9 protein-coding genes are annotated in these 12,591 nt (G+C 47.2%); all 9 read right to left on the minus strand.

Features of this window, described 5'->3' with window-relative positions; all coding sequences use genetic code 11:
• Positions 1 to 171: 171 nt before the first annotated feature.
• Complete coding sequence (gene rpoC / locus EDI28_RS20265; RefSeq protein ID WP_128785705.1) at positions 172 to 4,389, minus strand: DNA-directed RNA polymerase subunit beta'; 4,218 nt, start codon at positions 4,387 to 4,389, stop codon at positions 172 to 174.
• A 99-nt stretch (positions 4,390 to 4,488) separates the two neighbouring features.
• Complete coding sequence (gene rpoB, locus EDI28_RS20270) at positions 4,489 to 8,514, minus strand: DNA-directed RNA polymerase subunit beta (protein WP_128785706.1); 4,026 nt, start codon at positions 8,512 to 8,514, stop codon at positions 4,489 to 4,491.
• A gap of 223 nt (positions 8,515 to 8,737) precedes the next feature.
• Entirely contained in the window at positions 8,738 to 9,103 is a 366-nt protein-coding gene (gene rplL / locus EDI28_RS20275) for a 50S ribosomal protein L7/L12 (protein WP_128785707.1), read from the minus strand.
• A gap of 59 nt (positions 9,104 to 9,162) precedes the next feature.
• Positions 9,163 to 9,657: a 50S ribosomal protein L10 gene (gene rplJ / locus EDI28_RS20280; protein ID WP_128785708.1), complete on the minus strand. Its 495-nt coding sequence runs from the start codon at positions 9,655 to 9,657 to the stop codon at positions 9,163 to 9,165.
• A 256-nt stretch (positions 9,658 to 9,913) separates the two neighbouring features.
• Entirely contained in the window at positions 9,914 to 10,615 is a 702-nt protein-coding gene (gene rplA / locus EDI28_RS20285; RefSeq protein ID WP_128785709.1) for a 50S ribosomal protein L1, read from the minus strand.
• Between the two features lie 4 nt (positions 10,616 to 10,619).
• On the minus strand, positions 10,620 to 11,048 hold the full coding sequence (rplK, locus tag EDI28_RS20290; protein WP_128785710.1) for a 50S ribosomal protein L11: 429 nt from the start codon (positions 11,046 to 11,048) through the stop codon (positions 10,620 to 10,622).
• 124 nt (positions 11,049 to 11,172) lie between these two features.
• The gene (gene nusG / locus EDI28_RS20295; RefSeq protein WP_128785711.1) at positions 11,173 to 11,718 is read right to left on the minus strand and encodes a transcription termination/antitermination protein NusG; all 546 of its coding nucleotides are present in this window, start codon (positions 11,716 to 11,718) and stop codon (positions 11,173 to 11,175) included.
• A gap of 11 nt (positions 11,719 to 11,729) precedes the next feature.
• Complete coding sequence (gene secE, locus EDI28_RS20300; RefSeq protein WP_128785712.1) at positions 11,730 to 12,107, minus strand: preprotein translocase subunit SecE; 378 nt, start codon at positions 12,105 to 12,107, stop codon at positions 11,730 to 11,732.
• A 216-nt stretch (positions 12,108 to 12,323) separates the two neighbouring features.
• On the minus strand, positions 12,324 to 12,591 hold a 268-nt coding region (locus EDI28_RS20305), incomplete at its 5' end, for an EF-Tu C-terminal domain-related protein (RefSeq protein WP_500048350.1).

Here is a 12,591-nt window from a genome sequence, read left to right on the forward strand (position 1 = left end):
CATTCTGCCACGTAATACCTGCGCCACGAATGAATACACAAGCTACCTCTGCCCTGAAACTCTTACGATCCCCAGAGCGATATCCTCTGGGGATTTTTTTGAAAGCCCCAATAACAAAAAGGCACCCAATTGGGTGCCTTTTTCTTGCTCAACTCAAGAGACGAAACCTAATTAGTTTTCGTCGCTCAGGCCAGCATTTAGCAGTGCTGCAAGATCTTGAGACGCTTGCTCTGCATCAACCTGAGGTGCTACAGGCTCTAGCTCTGCATCACGCTGACGCTGACGTTTCTGGTGATACGCATAACCGGTACCAGCAGGGATCAGACGACCAACGATTACGTTCTCTTTCAGGCCACGTAGCTCGTCACGCTTACCAGAAACCGCAGCTTCTGTTAGTACGCGAGTCGTTTCCTGGAACGATGCTGCCGAGATAAACGATTCTGTTGCCAGAGACGCTTTCGTAATACCCAGTAGGTCACGCTCGTATGTAGCAGGTAGCTTGCCTTCAGCTTCTAGCTTACGGTTCGCGATTGTTACACGAGAGAACTCAACTTGCTCACCCGGAAGGAACTCAGAGTCACCAGCGACGCTGATAGTTACCTTACGTAGCATCTGACGAATGATAGTCTCAATGTGCTTATCATTAATCTTAACGCCCTGTAGTCGGTAAACTTCCTGAACTTCGTTCACGATGTATTCTGCAACTGCGTGTACACCACGTAGACGTAGAATATCGTGCGGAGCCTCTGGACCATCGGCGATTACATCACCCTTCTCGACCTTCTCACCTTCGAATACGTTTAGCTGGCGCCACTTAGGAACCATTTCTTCGTATGCATTGCCTTCGGCAGGTGTGATGATCAGACGACGCTTGCCTTTTGTCTCTTTACCGAACGAAACCATACCCGTGATTTCAGCAAGAATTGCTGGCTCTTTCGGCTTACGTGCTTCGAACAGGTCAGCAACTCGTGGCAGACCACCGGTGATATCTTTCGTACCGCCAGATGCCTGAGGGATACGTGCTAGCGTATCACCGATACCAACCATGGCACCGTCTTCAAGCTGGATGATTGCTTTACCCGGCAAGAAGTACTGTGCTGGCATCTCGGTGCCGGCGATCATTACATCGTTACCGTTTTCATCAACTAGCTTAACTGTCGGACGCATGTCTTTACCTGCACCGGTACGCTCTGCAGCGTCAAGTACAGTAATCATAGACAGACCCGTTAGCTCATCAGTCTGACGAGAAATCGTTACGCCATCAATCAGGTCAACAAACTGAGCACGACCTGCCACTTCCGTGATGATTGGCATTGTGTGCGGGTCCCAGTTAGCGATAACTTCGCCAGCTTTAACTTCCGCAGCATCACCTTTAGTCAGGTGCGAGCCGTATGGCAGTTTGTAGTTCTCTTTGGTACGACCGAACTCATCGATAACGCTCATTTCTGACGCACGAGAAGTGATAACTAGCTTGCCTTCGTTGTTAGTAACAAACTTGGCATTGTGTAGTTTCATCGAACCGTTGTTCTTAACCTGGATGCTGTTTTCTGCAGCTGCTGCAGATGCCGCACCACCGATGTGGAACGTACGCATCGTAAGCTGTGTACCCGGTTCACCGATTGACTGAGCAGCAACAACACCCACTGCCTCGCCTTGGTTAACCAAGTGACCACGAGCCAGGTCACGACCGTAACAGAACTTACAACAACCGAAGTCATTCTCACAGGTTACAACCGAACGTACTTTCACCTGGTCAACTGAGTTCTCTTCCAGGATGTCACACCACTTCTCATCAAGAAGCGTGTTACGTGGAGCAAGAACCTCGTTAGTACCTGGCTTGATAACGTCTTCAGCAACAACACGACCAAGAACACGATCACCTAGTTGCTCTTTAACATCACCACCTTCGACTAGCGGCATCATTGTGATACCAGCGTGTGTACCACAATCATCCGTTGTGATAACCACATCCTGCGCAACATCTACCAGACGACGCGTCAGGTAACCGGAGTTAGCTGTCTTAAGTGCTGTATCGGCAAGACCCTTACGAGCACCGTGAGTAGAGATGAAGTACTGGAGTACGTTCAGACCTTCACGGAAGTTCGCAGTGATCGGCGTTTCGATGATGGAGCCATCCGGCTTAGCCATCAGACCACGCATACCAGCAAGCTGACGGATCTGAGCTGCAGAACCACGAGCTCCGGAGTCGGCCATCATGTATACGCTGTTGAACGATTTCTGCTGTTCTTCTTCACCGTCACGGTTAATCACAGTGTCGAAAGACAGGTTATCCATCATCGCTTTAGCAACCTGCTCGTTGGCCGTTGCCCAGATATCGATAACTTTGTTGTAACGTTCGCCAGCAGTCACAAGACCAGACTGGAACTGCTCCTGAATTTCAGCAACCTCTGCTTCAGCTTCAGCGATCTTGGTGTATTTCGCTTCTGGTACAACCATATCGTCGATACCAACAGAAACACCAGACAGTGCCGCGTAAGCAAAACCTGTGTACATGATTTGGTCAGCAAAGACGACTGTGTCTTTCATACCCAATTCACGGTAACAAGTGTTAAGCAGTTTAGAAATTTGCTTCTTACCCAGAGCTTCAGTGTTTACCAAGCTGTATGAAAGACCTTTTGGTACGATCGTCCATAGCATTGCACGGCCCACAGTCGTATCAACAAGCTTAGTATCAGCAACTAGGTTGCCTTGCTCGTCATAGCGATGCTCTGTGATCCGTACTTTAACGCGAGCATGTAGCTCTGCGCTCTTAGTACGGTATGCTTTCTCTGCCTCGGCAGGTCCAGCAAGGTACATGCCTTCACCCTTCGCGTTGATTTTCTCACGCGTCATGTAGTAAAGACCCAATACAACATCCTGAGAAGGAACGATGATTGGATCACCAGACGCTGGCGATAGGATGTTGTTGGTAGACATCATCAGTGCACGTGCTTCTAGCTGTGCTTCCAGAGTTAGAGGTACGTGTACCGCCATCTGGTCACCATCGAAGTCGGCGTTGTATGCCGCACACACTAGTGGGTGAAGCTGAATCGCTTTACCTTCGATAAGTACTGGTTCAAATGCCTGAATACCTAGACGGTGCAATGTTGGTGCACGGTTAAGCATTACCGGGTGTTCGCGGATCACTTCGTCTAGGATATCCCAAACAACCGCTTCTTCGCGCTCAACCATCTTCTTGGCAGCTTTGATCGTTGTCGCAAGACCACGAGTCTCTAGCTTGCCATAGATGAATGGCTTAAATAGCTCAAGTGCCATCTTCTTAGGAAGACCACACTGATGCAGGCGTAGGTATGGACCTACAGTGATAACAGAACGACCAGAGTAGTCTACACGCTTACCAAGAAGGTTCTGACGGAAACGACCCTGCTTACCTTTGATCATGTCAGCCAAAGATTTCAGAGGACGCTTGTTAGAACCCGTGATAGCGCGACCACGGCGACCGTTATCAAGCAATGCATCAACAGATTCCTGAAGCATACGTTTTTCGTTACGTACGATAATATCAGGAGCTGCAAGATCCAGTAGACGCTTCAGACGGTTGTTACGGTTGATTACGCGACGGTACAGATCATTCAGATCTGATGTTGCGAAACGACCACCATCTAGCGGTACCAGCGGACGTAGATCCGGTGGTAGTACTGGTAGCACAGACAGGATCATCCACTCTGGGTTGTTACCTGACTGTAGGAATGCTTCTACAAGCTTAAGACGCTTGGTTAGTTTCTTACGCTTGGTTTCAGAGTTAGTTTCTTCTAGCTCTTCGCGCATTAGCTCGATTTCAGCATTTAGGTCCATATTGCCTAAAAGTGCTTTAACCGCTTCTGCACCCATCTTAGCGTCGAACTCGTCGCCCCACTCTTCAAGTGCATCCAGGTACTGCTCTTCAGAAAGCAGCTGGCTACGCTCAAGGTTGGTCATACCTGGTTCGATTACTACGTAAGATTCGAAGTAAAGTACACGCTCGATGTCACGCAGCGGCATGTCCATTAACAGACCGATACGAGATGGCAGTGACTTAAGGAACCAGATGTGGGCAACAGGTGAAGCTAGCTCGATGTGACCCATACGCTCACGACGTACTTTGGTCTGAGTAACTTCAACACCACATTTTTCACAGATAACACCACGGTGCTTCAGGCGTTTGTACTTGCCACAAAGACACTCGTAGTCTTTTACCGGGCCAAAGATACGTGCACAGAATAGACCGTCACGCTCAGGCTTAAAAGTACGGTAGTTGATGGTTTCTGGCTTTTTAACTTCACCAAAAGACCATGAACGGATCATGTCAGGTGAAGCAAGACCGATTTTGATTGCATCAAATTCTTCAGTCTTGTGTTGTGCTTTCAGAAACTTAAGTAAGTCTTTCACATTTGGCTCCTGTGAGGAGTTGACCCATAAAGGCGCCAGTCTGCTGGCGCCTTCATATTTATACCGGAGTAACGATTAAATCTTGGTGCAAACCGAGGCTTATTCGTCTTCCAGCTCGATGTTGATACCCAACGAGCGGATTTCTTTCAACAATACGTTGAAAGATTCCGGCATACCAGGTTCCATACGATGGTCGCCATCGACGATGTTTTTATACATCTTCGTACGGCCGTTAACGTCATCCGACTTAACAGTTAGCATTTCCTGTAGAGTGTAAGCGGCGCCATATGCTTCTAGCGCCCATACTTCCATCTCACCGAAACGCTGACCACCGAACTGAGCTTTACCACCCAGCGGCTGCTGAGTAACAAGGCTGTAAGAACCGGTAGAACGGGCATGCATCTTGTCATCAACCAAGTGGTTTAGTTTCAGCATATACATGTAACCAACAGTTACAGGACGCTCAAACATGTCACCGGTGCGACCGTCAAACAATTTCAACTGACCAGACTCAGGTAGATCACCTAGCTTCAACAGTTCTTTGATAGATGACTCAGGAGCACCATCAAATACTGGTGTTGCAATAGGTAGACCTGCACGTAAGTTCTTAACGAGTGTATGAACCTGATCATCAGACAATTCAGCAATGTCTACTTTCTGGCGAGTATCGCCCAGATCGTAAACTTTTTGCAGGAAGTTACGGAACTTATGCAATTCCTGCTGCTGCTTCAGCATCTCGTTTAGTTTGTCACCGATACCTTTCGCTGCAAGACCCAAGTGAGTCTCCAGGATCTGACCGATGTTCATACGAGAAGGTACACCCAGTGGGTTTAGTACGATATCAACTGTCTGACCTTTCTCATCGTACGGCATGTCTTCAACAGGGTTGATCTTAGAGATTACACCCTTGTTACCGTGACGACCCGCCATCTTATCACCAGGCTGAATGCGACGCTTAACGGCTAGGTATACTTTAACAATCTTAAGTACGCCCGGCGCTAGGTCATCACCCTGTGTGATCTTACGACGTTTAGTTTCAAACTTCTTATCGAACTCAGCTTTCAGTTCATCATACTGCTCTGCAAGCTGTTCCAGCTGGTTTTGCTGACCTTCGTCATCAAGTGTCTGTGCAAATAGTCTCTCTCGGTCCATCGAAGCAATCTTGTCTTCGCTGTAACCGGCAGAAAGCAGAAGCGTACGAACACGAGCAAGAAGACCACCCTCAAGGATCTGGAATTCTTCTGTGATGTCTTTCTTCGCTTCTTTCAGCTGCATCTCTTCAATTTCAAGCGCACGCTTGTCTTTTTCTACGCCATCGCGGGTAAATACCTGAACGTCGATGATCGTACCAGACACTGAGTTTGGTACACGTAGTGAAGAGTCTTTAACATCAGATGCTTTTTCACCAAAGATAGCACGTAGTAGCTTCTCTTCAGGTGTTAGCTGAGTTTCACCCTTAGGTGTCACTTTACCAACCAGGATGTCGCCACCCTTAACTTCAGCACCAATGTAAACGATACCTGACTCATCCAGCTTAGAAAGCGCCGCTTCACCCACGTTAGGGATATCCGCAGTGATTTCTTCAGCACCCAGCTTAGTATCACGCGCCACACAAGATAGCTCTTGGATGTGGATAGTTGTCAGGCGATCTTCCTGTACAACACGCTCAGAAACTAGGATGGAATCCTCGAAGTTGTAACCGTTCCAAGGCATGAACGCGATACGCATGTTCTGACCAAGTGCTAGCTCACCAAGGTCTGTTGATGGACCATCAGCAAGAACATCACCGCGAGCAACAGGTTCACCCGGCATCACAGTAGGACGCTGGTTGATACATGTGTTCTGGTTAGAACGGGTGTACTTAGTCAGGTTGTAGATATCGATACCGGCTTCGCCTGGTACCAGCTCGCTTTCGTTAACTTTAACAACGATACGAGATGCATCAACTGACTGTACCTGACCGCCACGCTTAGCTACGGCTGTTACACCGGAGTCAACCGCTACGTTACGTTCGATACCTGTACCAACTAGCGGCTTGTCAGCACGCAGTGTCGGAACAGCCTGACGCTGCATGTTCGCACCCATAAGGGCACGGTTAGCATCATCGTGCTCTAGGAATGGGATCAGAGATGCCGCCACCGATACAACCTGGTTGGTTGCAACGTCCATGTACTGTACATGGTCACGAGGGTGCAGACCTGAGTCACCTTTCTGGCGAGCTGTGATCAGTTCGTCAGCAAAAGAACCGTCTTCGTTAAGCGCGGCATTCGCCTGTGCAATAACGTATTGACCTTCTTCGATTGCAGACAGGTATTCAATTTGTTCGGTAACTTTACCATCAACCACTTTACGGTAAGGCGTTTCTAGGAAACCGTATGGGTTACACTGAGCAAACGCTGAAAGTGAGTTGATTAGACCGATGTTTGGACCTTCAGGCGTTTCGATTGGACATAGACGACCGTAGTGAGTCGCGTGTACATCTCGAACCTCAAAGCCAGCACGCTCACGAGTCAGACCACCTGGACCAAGCGCCGAAATACGACGTTTGTGAGTAACTTCTGACAGTGGGTTGTTCTGGTCCATAAACTGAGACAACTGAGAAGAGCCAAAGAACTCTTTTACTGCCGCAGAAATTGGCTTCGCATTGATTAGGTCCTGAGGCATGATTGCATCAAGATCGCCTAGGCTTAGACGCTCTTTAACAGCACGCTCAACACGAACTAGACCAACACGGAACTGGTTTTCAGCCATTTCACCAACTGAACGAATACGACGGTTACCAAGGTGGTCGATATCATCAACTTCACCACGGCCGTTACGGATCTCGATCAGCTTCTTCATCACTTCGATAATATCGCTGTGATCAAGGATGCCTGAACCAGTTGTCTCATCACGAAGAAGAGAGCTGTTGAACTTCATTCGACCAACTGCAGATAGATCGTAACGATCTTCTGAGAAGAACAAGCTTTCAAAAAGCTGCTCTGCTGCTTCACGCGTTGGTGGCTCACCAGGACGCATCATACGGTAGATTTCAACTAGCGCACTCAGGCGGTCAGTCGTGCTGTCGACACGAATAGTGTCAGACATGTACGGACCGTAATCCAGGTCATTGGTGAACAGAACTTCTAGTGACTTGTGACCCGCTTGAGAAAGCAGAGCCAGAGTTTCTAGGCTTAGTTCTTGGTTCGCAGCTGCAATTAGCTCGCCAGTTTCCTCGTTCACGTAATCACGTGATGCGATTTTACCAACGATGTATTCAACAGGTACTTCAATGTGATCAACACCGTCTTTGCCAAGCTGGCGAATATGACGGGCTGTAATACGACGACCTTGCTCTACGTATAGCTTACCGTTCGCTTCAATGTTGAAGCTTGCAGTTTCGCCACGCAGACGGTCAGGCACAAGTTCCATAACCAGAGACTTGCCTTGAACTTCGAAGTTTACCTTCTCGAAGAACATGCCAAGAATTTGCTCGGTTGTGTAACCTAGTGCACGTAGAATAATTGAAGCTGGTAGCTTACGACGACGGTCGATACGTACGAATACGTTATCCTTAGGATCAAACTCGAAATCCAACCATGAACCACGGTATGGGATTACGCGTGCGTTATATAGCACTTTACCTGAGGAGTGGGTTTTACCCTTATCGCTGTCGAAGAAGACACCCGGGCTACGGTGCAGCTGGGATACGATAACCCTCTCGGTACCGTTAATAACGAATGTACCGTTATCTGTCATGAGCGGAATTTCGCCCATGTAAACTTCTTGTTCTTTGATGTCTTTTACGGTGCCAGCTGGCGCATCTTTGTCATACATGACAAGACGTAGCTTCACACGCAATGGTGCAGAGTATGTTACGCCACGAATCTGACATTCTTTAACATCGAAGACCGGCTCACCGAGACGATAGCTAACGTATTGCAGCTCGGAATTGCCGTTATAGCTCTGAATTGGAAAAACAGAACGAAAGGCAGCTTCTAGGCCATAGTGCCCTTCCGGATCCTGCTCGATGAACTTTTTAAAAGACTCAAGCTGGATCGACAGCAAGTATGGTATGTCCAACACTTGTGGACGCTTACCAAAATCCTTACGGATACGCTTTTTCTCGGTATAAGAGTAAACCATAGGTTCCTCAGATCGCTGATAAGTGATCCAAACTGCTCAAAACGAGGAGCAGTGACTAATAACACTGTTTATTGTAGGAACAGCCCTAATGATCAGAGCTATTTTTTGCACAGCTAGTGGTTGCAAAACAATGTGAAAAACACCACTACCCTACAGCGCAAAAAGGCCGGTGGCAATTAGCCACCAGCCATTAGCCTTTTCAGGCTAAGAAATTAAGTAATAATTACTTAATTTCAACAGAAGCACCAACTTCTTCTAGCTGAGCTTTAAGAGCTTCAGCTTCAGCTTTGTCAACGCCTTCTTTAAGAGGTGCTGGAGCGCCGTCTACAAGGCCCTTAGCTTCTTTAAGACCTAGGCCAGTTGCGCCACGTACAGCTTTGATAACTTGTACTTTCTGTGAGCCAGCAGCTGTTAGGATTACGTCAAACTCAGTTTGCTCTTCAGCAGCTTCTGCTGCTGCGCCGCCTGCTACAACTGCAGCTGCAGCAGTAACACCGAATTTTTCTTCCATAGCTTCGATAAGCTCAACAACTTGCATTACAGACATTTCTGCAACTGCGTCTAGGATTTGCTCGTTAGTGATAGACATAACAATTCTCTTTGAAATCAACAATTAATTTAATATAGCGTTCAGATAAAGCGAGGCAATTAAGCCGCTGCTTCTTCTTTCTGATCGCGTACAGCTGCGATAGTACGTACCAGCTTGCCAGCTGAAGCTTCTTTCATGCACATCATTAGGCGTGCAATCGCTTCGTCGTAAGTTGGTAGTGTCGCAAGAATTTCTGCGTCAGCAACAGCGCCTTCGAATGCGGCTGCTTTGATCTCGAAATCTTTGTTCTCTTTAGCGAAGTCTTTGAAAAGACGCGCTGCAGCACCTGGGTGCTCGTTAGAGAAACCGATCAGTGACGGACCAACAAAAACGTCTTGTAGACATTCAAAATCAGTACCTTCAACTGCACGGCGTGCTAGTGTGTTACGAACAACTTTCAGGTAAACGCCGTTTTCACGAGCTTGTTTACGTAGAGAAGTCATCGCATCAACTGCAACGCCACGAGAGTCAGCAACAACTGCAGACAGGGCACCATTGGCAGCTTCGTTGACTTCAGCAACAATTGCTTTTTTGTCTTGAAGATTTAATGCCATTGGAATAGCTCCTGGATTTTAGCTGGGTTTCCCCAGTCAGTACACCACTCACTGCCAGTATGACAGGAGAGTATTTACGGCGCAGATCCAAGAATGATTTACATCAATCATGTTCTGGCACCGTCTACGTAGGTAATATTAAGTTCCTAAGAACGCCTACGGTCTTGGACGAAGGCTAATTAACAAGCAATTAGCCTCAGCCATGAATTTGTGAACGCCAAATTATACACTAACCTGGCAATTCCGCAAATCAGTTTTATAAGCTAGTTTCCAGAGTGTTCTGGTCTAGCGCAACACCTGCACCCATAGTGGTGGAGATGCTTACTTTCTTGATGAAAGTACCTTTAGCAGAAGAAGGCTTCGCTTTCTTCAGAGCAACTAGAAGTGCTTCTAGGTTCTCTTTAAGGTTTGCTGCGTCAAAATCCACTTTACCGATAGTAGTGTGGATGATGCCGTTCTTGTCGTTACGGTAACGAACCTGACCAGCTTTAGCGTTCTTAACTGCTTGAGCAACGTTAGGAGTTACAGTACCAACTTTAGGGTTTGGCATCAGACCGCGTGGACCAAGAATAGTACCAAGCTGACCTACAACGCGCATTGCATCTGGAGATGCGATAACAACGTCAAAGTCCATCACGCCTTTCTTAACTTGATCAGCAAGTTCTTCCATACCTACTAGGTCAGCGCCAGCTTCTTTAGCAGCTTCTGCGTTTGCACCTTGAGTGAACACAGCAACACGGATATCACGACCAGTACCGTGTGGTAGCACAGTTGCGCCACGAACGTTCTGATCTGATTTACGTGCATCAATGCCAAGGTTAACAGCAACGTCAACACTTTCAGTAAATTTAGCAGTAGCTAGTTCTTTAAGAAGAGCAACAGCTTCGTTGATTTCGTACTCTTTAGTAACATCAACTTTGTCACGGATAACGCGCATGCGCTTAGTCAGTTTTGCCATTGTCTTAACCCTCTACCACTAGGCCCATTGAACGAGCAGTACCAGCAATCGAACGCTTCATAGCTTCGATGTCAGCACCAGTCATATCAGCCGCTTTAGTTTCAGCGATTTCCTGAACCTGAGCGTCAGTAATAGTACCAACCTTCTCAGAGTTAGGACGGCCAGAACCAGACTTAACGCCTGCTGCTTTCTTCAGAAGAACTGCTGCAGGTGGAGTCTTAGTAATGAACGTGAAAGAACGATCGTTATATACAGTGATAACAACTGGAGTCGGTAGACCTTTCTCGATTGAGTCAGTCTTAGCGTTGAACGCTTTACAGAATTCCATGATGTTTACACCGTGCTGACCAAGAGCTGGACCAACCGGTGGACTTGGGTTTGCTGCACCAGCTGCAACTTGCAGCTTGATGTAAGCTTCTACTTTTTTAGCCATTGCTATATACCTAAATTTGGGTTCAAACGTCTATTTCTGAAAAATAGACTCCCCGTCTAACGAAAGGGCGCGAAATTATAGTCTAATTTCACACCCCTGACAATAAAAGCTGATTAATTATTGATCAGCTTTTCTCAACCTGACCGAATTCAAGCTCTACTGGTGTAGCACGGCCGAAGATTGATACAGAGACCTTAACACGGCTCTTATCGTAATCGACTTGTTCAACCACACCGTTAAAGTCTGCAAACGGACCATCGGTAACACGGACAACTTCACCCGGTTCAAACACAGTTTTGTGAACTGGTGACTCACTCGCCTGCTGAAGACGGTTAAGAATGGCATCCGCTTCTTTATCAGAGATAGGAGCTGGACGGTCCGAAGTACCGCCGATGAACCCCATTACACGAGGGATACTACGTACCAGATGCCATGTCTCATCATTCATCACCATCTGTACAAGCACATAACCAGGGAAGAACTTACGTTCACTCTTACGGCGCTGTCCTGCACGCATCTCAACCACTTCCTCAGTCGGTACTAAGACCTCATCAAAATAGTCTTCCATGCTATGCATTTTGATATGCTCACGTAGTGATTGCGCTACACGACCTTCAAAACCTGAAAAGGCCTGTACTACATACCATCGTTTTTTTGGAGCTTCGCTCATGAACTCTTACCTCACACACCGGTAACTAGGCGGACTAAACGGACCATGATGCCGTCGATACCCCACAAGGCTAACGCCATAATGACAGTGACAGCTAAAACGATAAAGGTTGTCTGCGTAGCTTCCTGACGAGTAGGCCATACTACCTTGCGGACTTCCATGCGCGATTCACGGGCAAACGTAATCGCGGTTTTACCTTTTGCTGTAAGTGCGGCAATACCACCAGCCACAGCCACAAGGGCTACAACTGCTGCTGCACGCAACACTACAGAAACATCACTGTACAGGTAATTACCAACCACAGCGGCAGCTAGCAAAGCAAATATAGCGACCCATTTTAGGCCATCCATACTGCTAGAGCTGCTTTGGTTTTCGGCATTCGCTTTCATACAACCAACCTGTAACTAGTCTCAATATAGACGAAAATAACCCCGCAAGTGCGAGGCCATAAATGAAGGAAAGCACTAAAGCTTTAATTACATATATAAAACTTCATCTCAATGATCTTTAATTCTGCATTTCTGATCAAAAAACACACCAATCAAAATTCAAACGCAGAAAAAGGGCATCAAATGATGCCCTTTTTGGTACCGTGTCGTCAAATATTATTCAACGATTGTTGCAACAACACCAGCACCAACTGTACGGCCACCTTCACGGATAGCGAAGCGTAGACCTTCGTCCATTGCGATTGGGCAGATTAGCGTAACAGTCATAGAGATGTTATCACCAGGCATTACCATTTCAACGCCTTCTGGTAGCTCGATAGTACCAGTTACATCAGTTGTACGGAAGTAGAACTGTGGACGGTAACCTTTGAAGAAAGGAGTGTGGCGACCACCTTCATCTTTAGAAAGCACATAGATTTCTGAA

It is taken from the genome of Photobacterium chitinilyticum (assembly GCF_004104355.1).
In the GTDB taxonomy this organism is placed as follows: Bacteria; Pseudomonadota; Gammaproteobacteria; order Enterobacterales; family Vibrionaceae; genus Photobacterium; species Photobacterium chitinilyticum.

What these genes read in the sequence shown, in the direction of transcription:
- rpoB (WP_128785706.1), bottom strand. Translation starts at nt 8,514, where the DNA reads ATGGTTTACTCTTATACCGAGAAAAAGCGTATCCGTAAGGATTTTGGT.
- rplL (WP_128785707.1), bottom strand. Translation starts at nt 9,103, where the DNA reads ATGTCTATCACTAACGAGCAAATCCTAGACGCAGTTGCAGAAATGTCT.
- rplJ (WP_128785708.1), bottom strand. Translation starts at nt 9,657, where the DNA reads ATGGCATTAAATCTTCAAGACAAAAAAGCAATTGTTGCTGAAGTCAAC.
- rplA (WP_128785709.1), bottom strand. Translation starts at nt 10,615, where the DNA reads ATGGCAAAACTGACTAAGCGCATGCGCGTTATCCGTGACAAAGTTGAT.
- rplK (WP_128785710.1), bottom strand. Translation starts at nt 11,048, where the DNA reads ATGGCTAAAAAAGTAGAAGCTTACATCAAGCTGCAAGTTGCAGCTGGT.
- nusG (WP_128785711.1), bottom strand. Translation starts at nt 11,718, where the DNA reads ATGAGCGAAGCTCCAAAAAAACGATGGTATGTAGTACAGGCCTTTTCA.
- secE (WP_128785712.1), bottom strand. Translation starts at nt 12,107, where the DNA reads ATGAAAGCGAATGCCGAAAACCAAAGCAGCTCTAGCAGTATGGATGGC.